Here is a 21,645-nt window from a genome sequence, read left to right as displayed (position 1 = left end):
TCATCTCCTACGTAGTTCTACTTAATCCTTTGGTCTAATACGTAACTTTGTTAACGCCATGCGTGCGTGCTCTCCCTGATATCTTGTTGCCTCATCACGGTGCACTCTTATGTTGAATCATAAAAAATGCTCATAGAAAGAGTGTTAACCCAACAAAGGACGTGAACATGAGTCTCATTTCTAACTCCCTCACACGAGTTTTTAAAAACGTTGCAGTAACTGCTGCGGCTTGTTTAGCTTTGGTCGCTACTGGTGCTACAGCCGCTGATAAGGTTTACCGTTTAAAACTTGCGGAAACTTGGGGACCAAACTTCCCAGTTTTCGGTGATGCAACCAAAAACATGGCGGCGATGGCTGAGAAGATGTCGAATGGTCGACTGCAAATCAGAATCGATTCAGCAAACAAACACAAAGCACCTCTTGGCGTTTTTGACATGGTTAAGTCTGGTCAATACGACATGGGTCACTCAGGCTCTTACTACTGGAAAGGTAAAGTTCCAAACACTCTTTACTTCACTTCTATGCCTTTCGGTATGACGCCAGCAGAACAATACGCGTGGTTCTATCACGGTGGTGGTATGGAGTTAATGGAGCAGGTTTACTCTCCACATAACTTGATGTCTTTCCCTGGTGGTAACACGGATATCCAGATGGGGGGTTGGTTTCAAAAAGAGATCAACAGCGTTGAAGATCTACAAGGTCTGAAAATGCGAATCCCGGGCTTTGCAGGCGAGATTCTTGCTGAGCTAGGTGCTAAACCGACGAACATTGCCCCAGGTGAACTTTACACGTCTCTAGAGCGTCGCACGATTGATGCACTAGAGTGGGTAGGTCCATCGCTGGATTTACGAATGGGCTTCCACAAAATCGCGCCTTACTACTACACAGGTTGGCACGAGCCGGGTTCAGAGCTTCAATTCCTAGTGAACAAGCGTACATGGAACAAGCTGCCTGAAGACCTACAAGAAATCTTACGTGTTGCAATGCGTACTGCGGCTTACGACATGTACACACAAGCAACGCACGAAAGTGGTAAGAACTGGGTTTCAATGAAGACAGAATACCCAGATGTACAAGTGAAAGATTTCCCACCAGAGGTTATGTCTGCTCTGAAAGAAGCGAACGATCGCCTACTGGCTGCACATGCTGAGAAAGATGAGCTAGCAAAAGAGATTCAAGCTTCACAAGCAAGCTACCTAGAGCAAGTACGTTCATGGACGGATATTTCACATAGAGCTTATCTAAATAGCCAAGCGAAATAATCGACAGTTGTTGAACTGAATCTAAATGAACCCGAAGCTTTTCTTATTGAGTATTTAAGAGTGAATAAGCCGAGGGTTCATTTAAAACATAATAACTAAGCAGGATAAATCCTGTATTACGCTCAAGAACCTTTTCTACGTCCTACAGCTCGTTACCTCAGCTGCGCGATGTCTTTTCAAATTCCATGGAGTCGGGAATGCGAAGTCTAATTTATATTGAACGCCTGTTTAATCGTATCGGTGACGCACTGGGATGGCTTTCCAGTATGTTGTTTATTCTACTTATCGCCAACGTCGTGTATGACGTTGTCATGAGATATGCCTTCAACGATGTCTCTATCGCCTTCCAAGAGATGGAATGGCACCTTTTCTCCGCCGTTTTCCTACTCGGTGTTCCTTATGCCATCAAGGCTGGTGGCCATGTTCGAGTTGACGTGTTCTATGAGCAACTGAGCTTTAAAGCACAAGCGATTATTGACCTGCTTGGCACGCTTATCTTTCTACTTCCGTTTTGCCTGCTGGTGGCTTGGTTTGGTATCGATGTTGCCAAAGAGAGTTATGAACTGGGTGAAACCTCAGGCGATCCCGGTGGCCTGCCGTATCGCTGGATCATCAAAGCTATGATCCCGCTGTCATTCTTTTTGATGGCACTCAGTGGCGTAGGTTTGATCCTGCATTCACTGAATAAGATTTTTAATCCGCATCTTATCCATGCAAACAATATTCATACAAAAAACAAGTAGAGGCTGAACATGATTGGAATAGTAATGTTTTTCGTAGCCTTGTTTGCGCTTTTACTTGGCTTCCCAGTGGCGTTTACCTTTGGTGGTATCGCGTTAATCTTTGGTGTTTGGGCTGAGGGCATTGAAATGTTTGCCTTCATGCCATATCGAATTCAATCCATTATGGAAAACACGGTTCTGATGGCCGTTCCATTGTTTGTTTTTATGGGGCTCGTTCTACAAAAGACCAAGCTTGCTGAGCAGTTGCTTGAGTCTATGGGGCGACTGTTTGGCGGCGTTCGTGGTGGTATCGCGATTTCAACCGTATTAGTAGGTTCACTACTTGCGGCTTCTACTGGCGTGGTTGGTGCTTCTGTTGTTGCTATGGGACTTATCTCCCTACCTGTAATGCTCAAGTACAATTACGACAAAGGCTTAGCCTGCGGCACTATTTGTGTGTCTGGTACGCTAGGGCAGATCATTCCACCCTCCATCGTATTGATTCTATTGGGTGATGTTCTAGGTGTTCCTGTAGGCGACTTGTTCCAAGCGGCGATTTGGCCGGGCGTGATGCTGGTCGGCGCGTACATCGTTTATATCTTGATATACGCAAAGCTACACCCTGAAGCGGCTCAACCTATTGAACGTGATGACTCCATCAGCCGTAAGCAGGAAGTGTTTAATGCACTGAAAGCGATTCTTCCGCCTCTAGCGTTAATCATTGTTGTACTGGGCTCTATCTTCGCAGGTGTTGCTACGCCAACAGAGTCAGCCGCATTAGGTGGCGCGGGTGCGATGATACTTGCACTGCTTTACGGTCAATTTAGTTGGTCGATGGTGTACGAGGCGTCGAAAGAGACGGTGAAAGTAACGGCGATGGTATTTGCTATCTTGTTGGGTGCAACGGCATTCTCAATGGCGTTTACCTACACTGGTGGCGACTATCTGGTTGAAGAGTGGATGCTACAACTGCCAGGTGAAAAATGGGGCTTCCTGATCATTACCATGCTGGTGATTCTGATTCTGGGTTTCTTCATCGACTTCGTAGAGATCTGTTTCATCATCGTGCCGATCATTGCGCCAGTTGCTGAACTGATGGGCATCAACATGACATGGTTCGCTATCCTTATTGCGATGAACCTACAAACTTCCTTCTTAACGCCGCCATTTGGTTTTAGTTTGTTCTATTTAAAAGGCGTAGCACCGAAAGGCGTGACGACTAAGGACATCTACCGAGGTGTGATGCCGTTCATTCTGATTCAAATCCTCGTACTTGGATCACTTCTCGCTTTCCCATCTTTCTATGGAATGTGAGTGAAGCCAAGAATGTGAATGATATGTTTCGACGGCTATCTATAAATTGCTAAAGTAAAACGGCTTATTGATGTTCAGTAAGCCGTTTTTTGTGAGGGAAAGGAATGCCTCTAAAAGCCAAGCTGATTTTGCTGACGTTGCTCCCGTTGCTGCTGGTAACGGCGAGTATTAGTTGGATCTCGCTGCACCAGACTAAGACGTTAGGCGCTAAAGAAGTCGAGATCTTTAGAGACAGCCTAATCAAGTCGCGTGAAAACGCCCTCAAAGACACGGTTGATCTCGCGTTCGACGCCATAGAACACGTCTATAACGATCCAAATATCCAAGAAGCCCAAGCCAAAAAAAAAGTTCGAACCATATTGTCTAAACTTAGATATGGCTCTGATGGGTACTTCTTCGCATACGATCGCCTCGGGACCAACTTGGTTCATCCAATTCAGCCAGAATTGATAGGCCAAAACCTACTCCAACTGCAAGATGAAGATGGCGATTTTCTGATAGAGGCTCTGTTAAGAGAAGCGCAAACCGGAGGCGGGTTTCACCAGTATTTGTGGCAAAAACCGTCGACGGGTGAGGTGGTGTCTAAGCTGAGCTACGCCGCTTGGTTAGAGCGTTGGGACTGGATGATTGGCACCGGCTTGTATATTGAAGACGTACACCAAGAAGTGGCTTCGATGCAGGCTGCGATAAATAAGAATATTGAAACCACGTTCTTTTCGATTGTGGTGATTTTGAGCGTAACGGTCGCGGTCATCATCGTGCTGACCTTGGCTATTAACATGCATGAACATCGGATTGCTGATAACAACTTAAAGGAGCTGGCGCATAAGACGGTGATGTTCCAAGAAGACGAGAAGAAGCATCTAGCGCGTGAGTTGCATGATGGTATTAACCAATTATTAGTGTCGAGTCGTTGCCATTTGGAACTGCTCGGTAATAAGCTACAAAATGAAGACCTTAAAGCACATTTGAATAAGTCGCAGCATTCACTGATGCGAGCGATCGAAGAAGTGAGGCACATCTCGCATCAACTTCGTCCAAGTTCATTGGATGACATAGGCTTAGAAGCGGCATTGTCTTCATTACTGTTAGATTTTCAGGCGCACTCGGGCATAGAAGTCGAGACCATGTTTGCTACTCAACCTGGTAAGTTAAAATCAGAGGCGGCGACGACCCTATATCGAGTCGTGCAAGAGTCGCTGAATAATATCGAGAAACACGCGCAAGCGACCGAAGTAACGGTTATCGCTCAGCAAATTGGTAATGTGTTGCAACTACTGATTCAAGATAACGGTGTCGGTTTCAACACCTATAAAGCGATGGAAAAACGAGGGATCGGGCTGCGTAACATGAGAGAGCGAGTGGAGTTCATCGGTGGTGACTTTGAATTGATGAGTGAGATTGGCCTCGGAACGGAAATTACAGTGTTACTGACACTAGAGGGATTAATGAATGAGTGAAGTTATTCGAGTTGTGATTGCTGATGATCACCAAGTGGTACTGGATGGCTTTATGGCGAGATTGGAACTCGAGCCAGATATTAGCGTGATAGGTACCGCCAGCAATGGACTAGAAGCGGTAGAGGTCGTTAAGTCTCTGCGCCCTGATGTGGTGTTGATGGATATCAGCATGCCTATCATGAATGGCATTGATGCCACCCATCTGATTAAAGAAGAAGACCCAGAAGCCAAGGTCCTGATGCTGACCATGCATAACAACCGTGAATACATCATGAAGGTGATGCAGTCGGGTGCTGTCGGTTACATGTTGAAAGAGATTTCGGCTGAAAAAATGGTACAGGCAATCAAAACGGTCAATCAAGGATCGACCTATTTCTGTGAAAAAGTCACGCAGAATTTGTTTACTCAGCCGATTACTCCCACGCCATCTGTCAAGAATCCATTGAGCAGACGTGAAGAGGCTGTGCTGAAATTAGTCGCAAAAGGGGAGAGCAGTAAAGAGGTCGCAAAGGCGCTGAATATCAGCTATCGAACGGTAGAAACCCATAGGCAAAATATTAAGCATAAGCTCGATATTCACTCTACGGCAGAGCTTGCTAAATATGCGGTCAGCTCCGGGCTTGTGGACTGATCTTACGCTAAATAACGTTAAATGTGTAATTTAATTACTAAATGTGTAATTTACGCCTCCTTTATGGAGGTTTTTTTAGTATTTTTGCGACAGGTTGATATTCTTCTTTTCGAAATTTAAGCGCCGAATGCAATGTTGCAAACTGTGCGCTGCAAATTAGAGAGGAAGCATGGAGCCTGTAAAAGATAGGTATAGTATTGAAAATACCGATTATACAGTAGGACAAGATAACGTTCAGAAATGGGGTTTTGATGTTCATAACCCAGTATTTGGAATCAGTGCAGGGGCGATCATTATCTTCCTGTTGGCACTTCTAGTCGCAGACCCTGAAACCGCAAAAGCGGCGCTTGATGGAATCAAATGGAAAGTCATTGGTAACTTCGATGGTTTCTTCATGTGGGCAGCAAACATCTTCGTAATTTTCTGTTTTGCCCTCATTGTCTCCCCGTATGGCAAGATACGTATGGGTGGCAATGATGCCAAAGCAGAGCACTCAAACCTATCTTGGATGTCGATGTTATTCGCCGCAGGAATGGGTATTGGCTTAATGTTCTGGGGTGTTGCTGAGCCAGTAGCTTATTTCACTGGCTGGTATGAAACACCACTAGGTGTTGAAGCTTACTCTCCTGAAGCGGCGAAGTTGGCTCTTGGTGCAACCATCTACAACTGGGGTCTGCACGGTTGGGCGATTTACGCGGTTGTTGCTCTAGCGCTTGCCTTCTTCACCTTCAATAAAGGTTTACCTCTATCAATCCGCTCTATTTTCTACCCTATCTTGGGTGATAGAACTTGGGGTTGGTTTGGTCATATTGTTGATATCGTCGCTGTGCTTGCAACGCTATTTGGCCTTGCAACTTCATTGGGCTTAGGTGCTCAACAAGCAACAAGTGGTATTAACCATGTATTTGGTACCGATGGCGGTATTGGCATGCAGCTGATTGTTATCGCTGTGGTTACTTTCTTAGCGACAATGTCCGTGGTTCGTGGCATCAACGGTGGTGTAAAGCTTCTGAGTAATGTGAACATGCTGGTTGCTTTGGGCTTACTTATCTTCGTTACCATCGCTGGTGGCATGGCGGGTATTAAAGCAATCCCAACCGCGCTAATGGGCTACATTGAAAACTTCATTCCCTTAAGCAATCCTCACGGTCGTGATGACGAAACGTGGATGCAAGGTTGGACGGTATTCTACTGGGCATGGTGGATGTCTTGGTCACCATTCGTAGGCATGTTCATCGCTCGTATCTCTAAAGGTCGAACGATTCGTGAATTCATCGTTGCTGTATTGTTCATCCCAACGACAGTAATCATCATCTGGATGGCTATTTTCGGTGGCATCGCGATTGATCAAGTGGCGAACAAGGTGGGCGAGATTGGTGTGAATGGTCTGCAAGATATTACACTTTCTCTTTTCCATACTTACGATGCTCTGCCAATGAGCTCTGTGCTTTCAGTGGTATCGATTGGTTTGATTATGGTGTTCTTTATCACCTCTTCTGATTCAGGCTCATTGGTTATCGATAGCATTACCTCTGGCGGTAAAGTGGATGCACCGGTTCCACAACGTGTATTTTGGGCGTTGATGGGCGGCGCGATTGCAGCGGTTCTACTATGGGTTGGTGGTACGGAATCTATTCAAGCACTGCAAGCTGGAACGGTATCGATGGCGCTACCATTTGCCTTCATATTATTGCTTATGTGCCTAAGCTTATTGCTAGGTTTACGAACTGAAAATCAATTGGTTAAGCACCAAAATGCTTTGAGTTAAAAGTATTTTTGATAAAAAGGTCGACAGGGTCGACCTTTTTTTCGTCATAAACTTGAGTAATTACGTGAATATTGTTTGAAATTCCATCGAACCGATTCTAGTTTACTGAAAACAACAAGTTAACCTGCTAAACTTCAGACATCCAAGTATTTGAATTATTGTGACAACAGCTTGTACTACTTGGATCGTAGGTTCGAGTTTGTAATTAAGTCGCAGGTAAGTAAGGAATACGAGGTCAATAGACCCTAATAGAATTCCGTAGAGAGGGATAATGACTAAAGGTATAGATAAATACAGTATCGACAGTACGGATTACACTGTCGGTCAAGATAACGTCCAAAAATGGGGTTTTGATGTTCATAACCCAGTATTTGGTATTAGTGCGGGACTTATCGCTTTGTTCCTGATCGGTGTTCTTATTACAGATACCGCTTCAGCAAAGGCTGCGCTAGATGGCGTTAAAGGCCAGATTATCAATTCGTTTGATTGGCTTTTCATCTGGTCGGGTAATATTTTCGTAATTTTCTGCTTAGGTTTGATTGTTTCTCCGTACGGCAAAATCCGCCTTGGTGGTGTTGATGCGACGGCAGATTACTCATTCTTCTCTTGGCTATCGATGCTGTTTGCCGCAGGTATGGGTATCGGCTTGATGTTCTGGAGTGTGGCAGAGCCAGCGGCTTACTTCACGGGTTGGTTTGAAACTCCGTTAGGTGTTGAACCAAACACACCAGAAGCTGCAAAACTGGCATTGGGCGCAACCATGTATCACTGGGGTCTACACCCTTGGGCGATTTATGGCGTAGTAGCACTGTCACTTGCGTTTTTCTCTTACAACAAGGGATTGCCTCTTTCTATCCGTTCTATCTTTTACCCAATTTTAGGTGATAGAGCTTGGGGCTGGGCAGGTCACATTGTTGATATTCTTGCTGTACTTGCAACGCTATTTGGTCTGGCGACATCGTTAGGTCTTGGTGCACAACAAGCGGCAAGTGGTATTCAGCATGTATTCGGCATTGAAGCGGGCCTAGGTCTGCAAGTTATTGTGATTACAGCGGTGACTTTATTGGCGGTAGTATCAGTACTTCGTGGTATTGATGGTGGCGTTAAAGTTATCAGTAACATCAACATGTTGGTGGCTTTCCTACTGCTTATCTTAGTGGCTCTAATCGGCTACGCGGTGACTTTAGGTTCTATCCCAACGACATTGATGGCATACATTGAAAACATCATTCCGTTGAGTAACCCTCACGGTCGTGAAGATGAAACGTGGATGCACGGTTGGACTGTATTCTACTGGGCTTGGTGGATCTCATGGTCTCCATTCGTAGGTATGTTTATCGCACGTGTTTCTAAAGGTCGTACGGTTCGTGAGTTCATCACAGCAGTACTGATTGTACCGACTACAGTGACTATCATTTGGATGTCAGTATTCGGTGGCATGGCGATTGACCAAATCGTGAATAACGTTGGTATTCTTGGTCAAGACGGCCTAACAGATGTATCACTAGCAATGTTCCAAATGTTTGATGCACTGCCGTTCGGGACTCTGCTTTCAATCATTGCGGTTGTATTGGTTCTAGTATTCTTCATTACATCGTCTGACTCAGGCTCTCTAGTAATCGACAGCATCACCGCGGGTGGTAAAGTTGATACGCCTGTGCCTCAACGTGTGTTCTGGGCGTTCCTAGAAGGTGCGATTGCTGTGGCTCTATTGTGGGTTGGTGGTACTGAAGCAGTACAAGCTCTACAAGCGGGTGCAATCTCTACAGCATTGCCATTCACCATCATTCTATTACTGATGTGTGTGAGCTTGCTAATGGGTATGCGTACAGAAAAACGCTAGGCTTTGTAAGCTGAAATCTACTGCAATTTATACGCAGTAGAGTGGTAAATAATATGAAGGCAGAAGAGGAAACTCTTCTGCCTTTTTTGTTTCTTCTTTACCGTGTTTTCTTGTCTCTTTTTAACATGTGAAGTGCGATAAAAATACTAATAACCGTAGAGATAATGCCGCCTTAAATCTGGCGACAAGCCAAGGAATTGACATTAGGTAAGCTTATGGTTTGCTTAAAATTATATTCCGATATTAAATTATAAAATTGCTCGAATTTAATACTGATATTGGGTAGTATGCGCGAGATTTCCCACCACTCGTGAAACTTTGACATGAAACTAACACTAAAGCAGAAGTTGATAGGCGCTTGCCTATCTGCTGTTGTCGTTATGGCTACAGCGTTGACTTGGTTGTCAGCAAACCAATTATTTGAACAGACTCGTAATGGCGTATACCTACGAGCTGAAAGCGTATCTGAAGCAGCATCTGAAGGTATTAAAAACTGGATTGATATCCGTACTGATATCGCATCAGCATTTAATGACTTTTCACGAGAGGATGATGTTGTTCCTTTCCTTAGACAAGCTCGTGTAGCGGGTGGCTTTGACGATATCTTTTTAGGTACTCCAGAAGGTGGAATGTACCGTTCACATCCTGAACGTAATCGTGCAGATTACGATCCTCGTCAACGTCCTTGGTACCAAGAAGCAAACGCTGCAGGTAAGCAAATCATTACTACGGCTTACCAAGATGCAATCACCAAAGCACTTCTAGTAACGATCGCAGAACCTGTTCGCCACAACGGCCAACTTGTTGGTGTTGTTGGTGCAGACGTACTGATCGACCAGTTGGTTAACGATGTAATCAGCCTTGATGTTGGTGACAACGCTTACGCAATGCTAATTGATGCCTCTGACGGCACATTCCTAGCACACCCAGATTCAGCACTAAGCTTGAAGCCGGTAAGCCAACTTTCAAACGATATCTCTATGCCTATCATCGAAAACGCAGTGCGTACGGGTAGCATCGAGATCATCAAAGAGCGCGGCGCAGACAAGCTGCTTTACTTCACGAAGGTGCCTAACACTAACTGGATCTTCGCGGTTCAGATGGACAAAGCAACAGAAGAAGCGAACCACTCAACGCTACTTACTCAGCTGATCATCACTGCTGTCATTATTACGCTCATCGTAATCGTACTTGTGTCTTGGTTAGTAAGCTTCCTATTCCGCGACCTAAACCGCGTTTCAGCAGCACTTGAAGAAATTGCTTCAGGTGAGGGCGATCTTACTCAACGCCTTGAGCCTAAGAGCGACGACGAAATTGGTCAGCTTGCAGCAAACTTCAACCGTTTTGTGGGCAACATGCACACCATGGTGATCAAGCTAAGCGAAGTATCTGCTGCGCTGGGCAACCAAGCGCGTCAAACGGCTTCTCAAGCTGAAGAACGTAGTGCTCGTATCCAAATGCAACAAGACGAGATCAACATGGTAGCAACAGCCGTTAACGAAATGGCTGCAGCAACACAAGAGATCGCAGGTAACGCAGACCATACTGCACAGAACTCATCTGAAGCGGTTGGCGCGTGTGAGCACGGTACTGGTCAAGTAACACAGACTCAAAGCTCTATCCAAAACCTTGCTCAAGAAGTTCAAATCGCAACTAACGTGATTCTCGAGCTTGAAGAGCACGGCAACAGCATCAACGCTATCTTGTCTAACATTCAAGGTATTGCAGAACAAACGAACCTACTTGCACTTAACGCCGCTATTGAAGCAGCACGTGCCGGTGAGCAAGGTCGTGGTTTCGCAGTAGTAGCGGATGAAGTTCGAGTTCTGAGCCAACGTACACACGGTTCAACGCAAGAAATTCAACAAACGATTGAGTTGCTGCAAGGTACAACAGGCAAAGCGGTTAACATCATGAACGATAGCCGTACACTTGCTGAAACCAGTGTTGATGACGCGAACTCAGCGGCTGCAAGCCTAACGCAAATCCATGCTGCTGTTGAACGCATCAGTGACATGGCAACACAGATTGCTTCTGCTGCAGAAGAGCAAGCGTCAGTAACGTCTGAGATTACTCGTAACACTGAAGGAATCCGTGACGTATCTAACGAGCTAGCAGACGAAGCGCACCAAGCTGCAGAGCAAGCTGCTCAGTTATCTGAACTGTCTCACGAGCTAGAAAGCGAAATCAGCCGCTTCAAGCTGTAAGCGAAGCCAATATAACAAAGCCCCGACCTAGGTTGGGGCTTTGATGTATCTGTACAATCTAGACTAACGAGTTATTTAAACTCAAATTTGCCCTTCATGATTGCCCAGTGGCCCGGGAATGAACATAGGAAAGAGTAGTCGCCACCGGCTGTCATTTTCTCTGTGCTGAAAGTGATTGAGGTTGACTCGCCACCACCGATAACACGAGTGAAGGCGTAAACGCGGCTGTCGTCAGGTTTTACGTAGTTATTGTCGATACCTGCCGACATACCATCGATGCCCACTGCTTGTAGCGACGCAGTGTCTGTTATAACGACGTTGTGACCCATTGATTGGGCTGGCATAGAACCAGTATGGTTTAGCGTCAGCTTCACTTCTTTACAGCTCGCTGGAACGCTTAATGTGTCAGTTGAAAATTTCATTTGATCACTAGCATCAATCGATACTTCACATTCCGAGATCGCTTGAGCGGTAAAGCTAGCACCTACAAGCGCTATCGTTGTTGCGATTAATCGTAAAGACATACACTGTTCTCCATTATTTTAGGGGGAGGTTATTCCATGAGGTTGATTGATACGCATTATCCTAGAAAGATGATCATAGTAATGTGCTACGACTTGAATTGTGTGCAACTCGTTGCTTTGTAAATGGTAAGTTTTTGTAGGAAAGGGCAAAACTAATCAGCGCATGAACAACCGTTTAGGGGGGAATGGTTGCTCGAGACTAGAATCGCAGACAACAAAAAGCCCGAGCATAAACTCGGGCCTTGAATAGTTTTCTTGATAGCTTAAGGGGAAGCTAGATTGCCTGACGAAGTTGGAAATAACGTCCTTCTTCGCTTAACAGTTTCTCATGAGAGCCGTTTTCAACAATCTCGCCTTGTTCAATCAGAACGATAGAATCCATCGCTTCCAGACCAATCAAACGGTGCGTAATGAAGATAACCGTCTTGCCTTCGAAGTGTTTCTCGAACAGCGTCATGATGCTTTGCTCTGTTTGCTTATCTAAGCCTTCTGTTGGCTCATCAAGAAGCAGGATAGGGGCATCATGAAGGATTGCACGTGCAATACCAATACGGCGCTTCTCACCACCAGACAGTTGACGACCACCGTCACCCAACCAGCTATCAAGCGCGTTATTCTCCAGCAGCTTTTCAAGACCAACATCTTTTAGGATATTCGCTAAGTGATCATCGGTCGCTTCTGGTCTTGCAATCAACAAGTTGTCACGCAAAGTACCATTTAGAATGTCGACACGTTGGCTTACCACACTGATTGATTCACGAAGCTGTGATTCGTTCCACTGAGTCAGTTCAATGCCCGCGATTGAGATGTAACCCTTTTTAGGATCCCAGTAGCGAGTCAGAAGCTGAATCAGTGTCGATTTACCAGAACCCGTTTGACCAACAATCGCAACCTTGTGCGTGGCAGGGATCGTTAGGTCAACAGCGTTCAGAACACTGCGCTCAGAGTCAGGGTAGTTGAACGTCACGTTTGAGAACGTAATATCAAGCGGCTTGTTGATGTCGAGTTTCTCTTCAGCAAACTGAACTTCAGGCTCTGACAGAATAACTTCATTCAAGCGACGAGCAGAAGACAGAGTTTGACCTAAATGCTGGAACGCGCCTGCGATAGGCATCAGCAGTTCAAAACTTGCCATGGTTGCGAATGCCATTAGCGCGATGAACGGGTCTGGTGCATTACCACCCACACCGTCAGCCGCAAGCCAAAGCATAAGAACCAACGTTAAACCGTTGAACAGCATTAGCGCAGCTGAAGCCATACCGGTTAGGTTAGCATTCACAAACTGATTCGCCATCAGCTTGCGTTGCGTTTCTAGAATCGCATTACGGTAACGCTCCTCAGCACCGAACAGAGTTAGCTCGCTGTAGCCTTCAATCCAATCAAGCGTCGTTACACGAAGATCCGCTTTGTTCTGTGTTAGCTCACCACCATTACGTTTACCAAGCTTGTAGAACAAGATTGGCCAAACCAACAGCATGATAAGAAGGATAGAACCTAGGATTAAACCTAGTGAGCTATCAAACCACATCAAGAACAGAGTCAGGAAGAAGATCCCAAATACACCCACCGTCACTGGGCTTACTAAGCGCAAGTAAACGTGGTCCATTGCATCGACATCAGCAACCAAACGGTTCAGTAGGTCAGCATCACGAAGGTTTGAAATACGACCTGGGATCAGCGGAGCCAGCTTCTTAAAGAAGAAGATACGCAGATCAGTCAGTAGTTTGAATGTCGCATTGTGGCTCACAACACGCTCACCCCAACGACCCGCTGTTCGGCTCATTGCTAAACCACGTACACCACCACCTGGTAGCATGTAGTTGAAGGTTTCACGTGCAATCGTAAGGCCAGCAACCGCAGAAGCTGAAATAAACCAGCCTGATAGCGTTAACAAGCCGATAGAAGCCGATAGAGTAGCAAAAGCCAATAGCATGCCTAGCGATAGGCCAAACCAATGCTTTTTATAGAGTTTCAGGTAAGGCAGTAAATCACGCATCTAAATTACCCTTATTATCTTGTTGAGCTAAGTTCGCGTTAAGCATCTCTTCGAATAAACCACCCGCAGTCGAAAGCTGAGAGTAATGACCTTGTTCAACAAGACCACCATCGCGCATAACCAGAATGTTATCGACCGATTGAAGCGGGGCAAGTTGGTGCGTCACAAGTAAGGCAGTGCGGCTTTCGATGTTGCTATTGATGCCTTTCATTACCAACTGTTCGCTACGAGTATCTAGGCTGGCAGTGGGTTCATCGAGCAACCAGAACTGACCGTCTTGAATCATTGCGCGAGCTAGAGCCAAACGCTGAGATTGACCCACAGACAGACCGCCAGAGCGATCAGAAATCATGTAATCCAAGCCGTGCTCATTTACGAATTCGTTAGCAAAAGACTGCTCAAGTGCATTCTCGACAACTTGGTCAGTGATATCGTGCTTACCTAGAGTAACGTTGTCACGAATTGTGCCGTGCAGTAGCAACGGGTTTTGACCAACCCAACTAATCGTTTTACGCCAAGAGGCTAAGTCTAGGTCACGCAGTTCAATGCCATTGATTTTCAAGCTTCCTTCATAAGGCATGAAACCAAGAATGGCGTTGATCAAACTTGTTTTACCCGCACCACTTGGACCAACTAACGCAGTCGATTGGCGAGTATTCAGTGCAAACGAGATAGGGCCAACCAGTTGAACACCTTCAGGGCTTAACACTTTGAGATCTTGAGCTTCAATATTGATGCCTTGAGCCGGATCAAGCTGAGTATCGCCTGATTTAACCTTAGTGATGTCGGTTTCTAGGAACTCGACAATACTTTCAGCTGCGCCAACCGCTTGTTGCTTCGCGTGGTAGAAAGTACCTAAATCACGCAGAGGTTGGTAAAACTCTGGCGCCAAGATAAGGATAAACAAACCTGCGAATAGCGTAATGCCAACGCCGTAGTGGCCGAAGTTAAGCTCGCCGATGTAAGTGAAACCAAAGTAAACCGCCGTCATCGCAATCGAGATAGACGTGAAGAACTCAAGTACTGCAGACGACAAGAAAGCGATCTTCAATACATCCATGGTGCGCGTTCTGAACACCTCAGATGCACCTTTCAATACTTCTGTTTCAGCGTTTGTGCGGTCAAATAGACGGATGGTTGTCATTGACTGCAAACGGTCGTAAAAGTGACCAGAAAGACGTTGCAGTGCTTTGAAGTTTTTACGGTTTGCATCGGCTGCTTTCATGCCAACCAATGCCATGAACATCGGCACCAGTGGCGCAGTCAGCAAGAAGATAAGGCCAGCTGCCCAGTTTACAGGGAATACCACGACCAAAATAATGAATGGAATCATTACCGATAAAGACATTTGAGGTAAGTAACGAGAGAAGAAGTCCTGCATGTCTTCTACTTGTTCTAGCAACAGGGTTGCCCACGTACCGGCAGGTTTGCCTTTGATATAAGCAGGGCCTAACTCACGTAACTTATCAAGGATGAGTTGCCTGATGTAAACACGGATCTGTTCACCACAGCGATAACCTGCGATCTCACGTCCCCATGTACAGCCAGCACGGCCAACGACCGATAATGCCAAGCCTGCGAAATGACCAACCAGTTCAGATTTATCGACATTCTCGATGATCAGCTGGTGAAGAATAGAGGCGAGAAGAGCTGCTTGAGCAATTAAAAACACGCTTGAAAGTACGCCAAGGCTAATCGCAATCATAAGCCAGCGTTTCGCTAACTTACTCTGTTGCTTAAGCCACTTATTCAAGCTGCGTTGTTTTTTCTTATCCATTATGAAGGCTTAATGATAATTATTATTTGTTGAGGGCGGCTAGTATACAAAAGAAAGCCCAGTGGATATACCACTGGGCTTTAGGGATTTACAACAAAATGTGATGACGCCCTGCATCTACTGAGGCGAGAGCACCGATAATCAAATCTGCAATCTCAGATTTACTTATCGTTAAGGCCATCTAGGAAGCGTTCAGCATCCAGTGCAGCCATACAACCTGTACCAGCAGAAGTGATTGCTTGGCGGTAGTTGTGGTCCATTACATCACCTGCAGCGAACACGCCTGGGATGCTGGTTTGTGTCGCGTTACCTTCAAGACCTGACTGAACGATGATGTAATCATCTTTCATATCCACTTGGCCCTTGAAGATTTCAGTGTTTGGTTGGTGACCGATAGCAATGAATGCGCCCATTACTTCGATGTCTTCTGTCTTATCAGACTGAGTATCTTTAATACGAACGCCAGTTACGCCCATGTCGTCGCCCAGAACCTCGTCTAGCGTGCGATCAGTGTGAAGAACAATGTTGCCGTTCTCTACTTTGTCCATTAAACGCTTCACTAGAATCTTTTCAGCGCGGAACGTGTCACGGCGGTGAACTAGGTGAACTTCAGACGCGATGTTAGACAGGTAAAGTGCTTCTTCAACAGCCGTGTTACCACCACCCACAACCGCGACTTTCTGGTTGCGATAGAAGAAACCATCACATGTAGCACAAGCAGAAACGCCACGGCCTTTGAATGCTTCTTCAGACTCTAAACCTAAGTACTTAGCCGATGCGCCCGTTGAGATGATCAACGCATCACACGTGTACTCGCCAGAATCGCCTTTAAGACGGAAAGGGCGGTTTGAAAGGTCTACTTCGTTAATGTGGTCGAACAGGATCTCTGTTTCAAAGCGCTCTGCGTGCTCTTTCATGCGATCCATCAGTGCTGGACCCGTTAAACCTTCAGCATCTCCCGGCCAGTTTTCCACTTCTGTTGTGGTTGTAAGCTGACCACCTTGCTGCATACCCGTAACAAGTACTGGGTTTAGGTTTGCACGAGCAGCGTAAACTGCAGCTGTATAGCCAGCAGGGCCAGAACCAAGAATCAATAAATTACAGTGCTTTACGTCGCTCATGAGGACTCCGAAATTGAATTTGTTTTAATTTATAATCGCTTAGGATTGTATGGAAAATATGGAGGCAATAAAAGGTTAAACAAGGGCAGAAGTGTAATTAATCGTTATACGTTAGAACATAACCGAACTAAATGATGGTCTTGTAATCCTGTGTCTTAGATCAATAGCGATAAGTCAAGGAAAGTGCTCTTGCAAACAGCTATGCATATTGCTCACTTTTAGGGCCTTCTTGATCATGGTGTTTCTATAGCAGTATTTACTTTTTTGCGTATACATTGATGAGTAGAAAAACAAGAGAACCTGAATCCTATGTTTTATTTTAAAAAGTTTGCGTTAAAAGACGCTGCAAGAATTCATCAAAATTAGCGTGCAGATAAGCGACCACAAGACGCACTTTTAGTATGAACGGCATGATTACAAACAGGTGTAATGTTGGTTAATACTTGAACTATTGAGTGTTTATCAGTTGTTATTTTTTTGTATGTGTTATTATTGATATTTATATATTTCGCGGAATCATTTGAACTCTATGCAGATTCTAATCCTTTTTATCAATGTGTTTATTGTGTGCCTGAATTCGGTTTTTGCTTCTCCGCTGCAGGTCAGCGGGGAACAATCTGTGTTAGCTAATGAAGCTGTAAGATGGTATGAAATGCCTTTGTTATCTGATCCAGTCGATTTTCCCATATTAAAAAAACACATTGAATCCTCTCCAAGGATTGAAACGATATTTGGTGGTGAAGGGGCGTTTGGGTTGAGAGTTGATTTGGCCAACTCCGATATCAAGTCGTCACAACAAATAGTTACACTCCATGCAAACTATTTGGATCAAGGTTGGGGTTACTGGCAATCAACAAATGGTCAAGTAAGGCGAATACTTGATTTTGGCCAATTAAGTAACAAGAGTATCTTGCATCTGCATAGGCAAAGCTTCCCGTTAATATTGAATGCGGAGGAATCTGGAACACTTTGGCTCTACTTGGAAGCAAAGAAATTTCCAAAGGCAGTTAACTTCACTCTTCAACCTGAATATCCATTTTATATTCACGTTTTCCGCAACAATACGCTCACATTAGCTTCTATTACTGTCATGCTAACGTTGGGAGTTTTCGCTCTTTTTTGTTACTTTCAAACTAAACATCCAGTCACACTGGCTTGTGCTGGTTATGTTGGGCTACATGGCCTGGGATGGTTCGCCGCTTCAGGCGCTTGGGGGTACTTATTACCAAGCCAAAGCTGGAACCCAGTTTATTTTGGAATGGTATTGTTTCCGTTTGCGGTTGCTTTTTCTTGCTATTACACAAGATTATTGTTTGGATTTCCGCAGCATTTTATTCGTATTAATCTTACCTTTCAGGCCTTTAGTTGGCTGTGTGTCATTATCGGGTTTATTAATGTCTTTGCCCCGTTTTCGTTGACTTTTGTTATGTCCCATTTAATTGCGGCAATCTGGGTGCCGACAATGATAGTGACTGGCGTATTGATGGTTTGTCAACGAAACTTTGTCGCTAAATATTATTTGATCGGTGGTCTTTGTTATGGCACGGCTTTGGTATATTACATTTTTGCGCATTTTGCACCATTGCCGACTCAGAGATCGACAGAAGTCATCGTTGTTGTTGCATTAGCAATAGATTGTACCTGCATTTTATTGTCACTGACTGAATGGTTGCGGATTCAACAACATCAACATCAGAAAACCTATATCCAGTCGAGGGTGGATAGTTTAACGGGGCTTGGAAACCGGCTGGATTTTAATGATGCGAGTAAACAATTAGTACATCATTCCTATTGTATCGTCTTCATCGATTGTGATGGCCTTAAATCGATTAATGATACTTATGGTCATGATGAAGGGGATCGCTTTTTAGAATACACCAGCCGCATGATGCGAGAAAAATTTACAGACCTTGGAATGGTTTATCGAGCTGGTGGCGACGAATTTATCTGGTTGTTGAAAGTGGATAAAGAGAAACAAGTTGAGGCTCTCTATTCTCAGATTGAGCTTAGAGTGACTCAGGTGGAAGAGCAAATTCGCAGTGCTGATTGGCCTCAGTCTGGCCTCAGTTTTGGAAGCGCATCTAGTTTTGAATGTGTCAATTTTTCTGAGTGTTTGAGCTTAGCTGACCAGCGAATGTACCAGCAGAAGCGCTCGAAGAACGGTTTTAAAAATCAGTCCAGTGAAATTGAGTGTTAGCTAAATTCCCTATTTTCTAAGTGAATCGTTTTAAGTCTAGTTAACTTATTTTCGTTTTGACTTTTGGTGTAAATGTCACCAAAGGTGGCTCTTTTAGCAACCAATCTTTCAAGCTTGCTTACCCTCTCATCTGTTTTGTGTAGAACATTCCCAATCTTTATAGTCGCCTATTTTTAACGAATTCTAAGTTAGGACATAAAGGCAGACCATCATATTCCAAATAAACGCATCATTTATAATTGTAGGTTTTATTAGAAAGCACTCTATTTGAGGGCGGCCGAGTTCCCCCCGAACTCGATCTGTTCCAGACGCGCAAGCAAAGGCGTTTGGTTTCTGGCGTACTCATAAATTAACCAATTTCAGTTTGTTGTGTAAATAATCAATAGCTTGGCAATTGATAGGTAGGTCGTATTTTGCTGTGCAAAAGCATAGAAATGAATGATGGCGAGCGTGGTACTTGAGTTCATGCAAGGAGGCTGGCGTATTGAAGCGAAAGGGCTGACACAATATGAAACATGACTTACCAGTTAATAATATCGTTAAATTTAAATTTGCAGGCATTTATAACTAGCTAGTGGAGTGTGCTGGTTTTAAGAGTTGGTCATCTTTTATTCTGGTGTTATACACTGCTTTTTATTTTCAAGTTGGGTTTAGTGTCTGAATTATTAAATCTGACGGGATAAATGATTGTTTAATGTTGATTTGGCAAGATCTTCAAGTATCCTTTATGTAAACAAAACGTTAAATATCGAAAGTAAATTAACAATCATTAAGGAGTCGATGATGTTACATGCTCACGAAAACACCCTACATATTACCCACCTCAGTAATCACGCGGTTGAGGAGTTGTCACCATCATTCTCTAAGCTACCAAGCACAGAGCATGCGGATGGCCAGTTTCGATTGAGAAGATACTCGGTGGTTCAATTCAGTAATGGACAAGTCGTTGAGCAAGACAAACATAACTTTGTTCAGTCTGAAAACATTAATCACTTTCAAGGTGACGTTGTTCGTCAGTTCGAGCCGATTGAAGCGAATATTTTAGGCAGTGAAGGCATGCAAGAAATGTGTGAACTGTTTATTGAAACCAATGGGCTTGAAGACGGGCAAGAAATCGAAATCCATCAGATTCGAATTGCCGCTATTTTTGAAGAGACTCAAGTTGCACCAGAAGGTGTTCACCAGGACGGTTTTGACCACATCGCGATCATTGGTGTTACTCGCCACAACATTGTGGGTGGTGAAGTGATGCTTTATCAAGATAGCCACGAAGCACCGTTCTTCAGAAAAGTGTTAGGCGATGGTGAAGTAGCAATGCTTGCTGATAGTAAGCTTTGGCACAATGCACAACCGATTCGTACCATAGACCACGGCGAGATGGGCTACATGGATGTGTTTGTTCTAACGGCTAAGGATGCGCGCAATGTCCTTCACTCTTAATGATGTGCGCCAGCAGTTTAGCGCGCTAGGCCAATACCATAACGGTAAGCCGGTGACCTTTTTTGATGGGCCGGGTGGCTCTCAGGTACCTGAGAATGTTTTAGCTTCAATGACCGAATACCTAGGGCATTTTAATTCAAACCTAGGTGGCCACTATTTTTCTAGCCAAAAGACCACGAGCTTAATGCAGCAAGCAAGAGAAGCGGCGCAAGCACTGCTTAATGCGGAGTCTTCTGGCAACGTTGTGTTCGGCGCGAACATGACATCTCTGACCTTCCAATTGAGCCGAGCGATCAGCCGCGATTGGAAAGAGGGCGATGAAGTAATCGTTACGGCGTTAGACCATTACTCAAATGTATCGAGCTGGCAGCAAGCGGCAGACGACAAAGGCGCAATTGTTCGCCAGGTTCGTGTCGACGAGTCGGATTGCAGTTTGGATATGGCGCATTTTGAATCGCTGCTTAACGAGAAAACCAAGCTTGTCGCAGTCACGTTTGCTTCGAACACGACGGGCTCGATTGTTGATATGGCGAAAGTGATCGAACTAGCACATCAACATGGTGCTCAGGTTTATGTCGATGCCGTGCATTACGCGCCACACCACTTGATTGATGTTCAGCAACTGAATTGTGATTTCTTAGCGTGTTCAGCGTATAAGTTCTTCGGCCCGCATGTGGGCATTGCTTATGTTGCGCCTCAATGGCTACACACGTTAAAGCCTTACAAGGTTGAGCCTGCAACCAATATCGGCCCAGGTCGATTTGAAACTGGAACACAAAGCTTTGAAGGCCTTGCCGGTGTGATTGCGGCGGTAGATTACTTGGCGCAGTTTGGTGAGTCAACCGACTCATTGCGTTCTCGTTTAGAGCAAAGCTACGCGCTTTATAATAAGCATGAAAGCCAACTGAGTGAGTACTTCCTTAAACGCTTGTCTGATCTAGAAGGGGCAAAGCTTTACGGGAAAACCGAATTTGATTCGAACCTAAGAACCCCGACTTTTGCGATTACCTTTGATGAGCACTCCCCAGAGTTCATCGCTAAGAAGTTGGGCGAGCATAATATCTGTGTTTGGAATGGTCACTTCTACGCATTAGGTTTGGTGAAACAGTTGGGTATTGAAGAGCAGGGCGTGGTGCGTATTGGTTGTATGCATTACAACTCGATTGAAGAGATCGACTTGTTGTTCAATGTGCTTGAAGGGGTCTTGCGAAGTAACTAGCGAGAAGCCATTAGTGAGAAAATATTAGCAAGAAGTAATTAATAAGAAGGCACTGACCTTTGCGTTTGTGCCTTTAGATCGAAAAAAAGAGCATGCTTCTCTCAAGAATATTGAGTAGGAAGCATGCTCTTTTTATTTGATTGAGCTTATATCTGTTTAACGAC

The 21,645-nt window shown here is 44.8% G+C and carries 15 protein-coding genes; 11 read left to right on the top strand and 4 right to left on the bottom strand.

Features of this window, described 5'->3' with window-relative positions; genetic code table 11:
• Positions 1-167: 167 nt before the first annotated feature.
• From AB4185_RS19585 to AB4185_RS19550, 8 genes are all read left to right on the top strand, one after another.
• On the top strand, positions 168-1,262 hold the full coding sequence (locus AB4185_RS19585; protein WP_017060957.1) for a TRAP transporter substrate-binding protein: 1,095 nt from the start codon (positions 168-170) through the stop codon (positions 1,260-1,262).
• A 197-nt stretch (positions 1,263-1,459) separates the two neighbouring features.
• Positions 1,460-2,005 (top strand): TRAP transporter small permease subunit, encoded by a 546-nt coding sequence (locus AB4185_RS19580; RefSeq protein ID WP_017060958.1) that lies wholly within the window; start codon positions 1,460-1,462, stop codon positions 2,003-2,005.
• Positions 2,006-2,014: 9 nt separating this feature from the next.
• A complete protein-coding gene (locus AB4185_RS19575; RefSeq protein ID WP_372135813.1) occupies positions 2,015-3,298 on the top strand; it encodes a TRAP transporter large permease subunit in 1,284 nt (427 codons plus the stop codon).
• A gap of 104 nt (positions 3,299-3,402) precedes the next feature.
• The gene (locus AB4185_RS19570; protein ID WP_372135812.1) at positions 3,403-4,758 is read left to right on the top strand and encodes a cache domain-containing protein; all 1,356 of its coding nucleotides are present in this window, start codon (positions 3,403-3,405) and stop codon (positions 4,756-4,758) included.
• Positions 4,751-5,389 carry a response regulator transcription factor gene (locus AB4185_RS19565; RefSeq protein WP_017060961.1) on the top strand — a complete coding sequence of 213 codons (639 nt, stop codon included), beginning with the start codon at positions 4,751-4,753 and terminating at the stop codon, positions 5,387-5,389. Before AB4185_RS19570 ends, AB4185_RS19565 begins: the two co-directional genes overlap by 8 nt.
• Positions 5,390-5,558: 169 nt before the next feature.
• A complete protein-coding gene (locus tag AB4185_RS19560; RefSeq protein WP_372135811.1) occupies positions 5,559-7,157 on the top strand; it encodes a BCCT family transporter in 1,599 nt (532 codons plus the stop codon).
• Between the two features lie 271 nt (positions 7,158-7,428).
• A complete protein-coding gene (locus AB4185_RS19555) occupies positions 7,429-9,000 on the top strand; it encodes a BCCT family transporter (protein ID WP_017060963.1) in 1,572 nt (523 codons plus the stop codon).
• A gap of 323 nt (positions 9,001-9,323) precedes the next feature.
• A complete protein-coding gene (locus AB4185_RS19550) occupies positions 9,324-11,207 on the top strand; it encodes a methyl-accepting chemotaxis protein (protein ID WP_372135810.1) in 1,884 nt (627 codons plus the stop codon).
• A gap of 71 nt (positions 11,208-11,278) precedes the next feature.
• Here the strand turns inward: AB4185_RS19550 and azu are convergent, their stop codons facing one another.
• The 4 genes from azu to trxB all read right to left on the bottom strand — a co-directional run bounded on the left by azu (position 11,279) and on the right by trxB (position 16,625).
• The gene (gene azu, locus AB4185_RS19545) at positions 11,279-11,731 is read right to left on the bottom strand and encodes an azurin (RefSeq protein WP_372135809.1); all 453 of its coding nucleotides are present in this window, start codon (positions 11,729-11,731) and stop codon (positions 11,279-11,281) included.
• A gap of 274 nt (positions 11,732-12,005) precedes the next feature.
• Positions 12,006-13,727 carry a heme ABC transporter ATP-binding protein/permease CydC gene (gene cydC / locus AB4185_RS19540; RefSeq protein WP_372135808.1) on the bottom strand — a complete coding sequence of 574 codons (1,722 nt, stop codon included), beginning with the start codon at positions 13,725-13,727 and terminating at the stop codon, positions 12,006-12,008.
• Positions 13,720-15,504: a heme ABC transporter permease/ATP-binding protein CydD gene (gene cydD / locus AB4185_RS19535; protein WP_017063579.1), complete on the bottom strand. Its 1,785-nt coding sequence runs from the start codon at positions 15,502-15,504 to the stop codon at positions 13,720-13,722. Before cydD ends, cydC begins: the two co-directional genes overlap by 8 nt.
• Before the next feature lie 161 nt (positions 15,505-15,665).
• Positions 15,666-16,625, bottom strand: coding sequence for a thioredoxin-disulfide reductase (gene trxB / locus AB4185_RS19530; RefSeq protein ID WP_050052961.1), 960 nt, complete (start codon positions 16,623-16,625; stop codon positions 15,666-15,668).
• 529 nt (positions 16,626-17,154) lie between these two features.
• On the opposite strand from trxB, the gene AB4185_RS19525 reads away from it, so the two are divergent.
• From AB4185_RS19525 to AB4185_RS19515, 3 genes are all read left to right on the top strand, one after another.
• The gene (locus AB4185_RS19525; RefSeq protein ID WP_372135807.1) at positions 17,155-18,822 is read left to right on the top strand and encodes a GGDEF domain-containing protein; all 1,668 of its coding nucleotides are present in this window, start codon (positions 17,155-17,157) and stop codon (positions 18,820-18,822) included.
• 783 nt (positions 18,823-19,605) lie between these two features.
• Positions 19,606-20,262 carry a 2OG-Fe dioxygenase family protein gene (locus tag AB4185_RS19520; RefSeq protein WP_050052964.1) on the top strand — a complete coding sequence of 219 codons (657 nt, stop codon included), beginning with the start codon at positions 19,606-19,608 and terminating at the stop codon, positions 20,260-20,262.
• Entirely contained in the window at positions 20,246-21,481 is a 1,236-nt protein-coding gene (locus tag AB4185_RS19515) for a cysteine desulfurase-like protein (protein WP_280583028.1), read from the top strand. The genes AB4185_RS19520 and AB4185_RS19515 overlap by 17 nt, the downstream gene beginning before the upstream one ends.
• Positions 21,482-21,645: the final 164 nt, after the last annotated feature.

Source organism: Vibrio sp. 10N.286.48.F5, assembly GCF_041469785.1.
GTDB lineage: Bacteria > Pseudomonadota > Gammaproteobacteria > Enterobacterales > Vibrionaceae > Vibrio > Vibrio crassostreae_C.
This window is presented reverse-complemented; position numbering and strand designations above follow the sequence as displayed.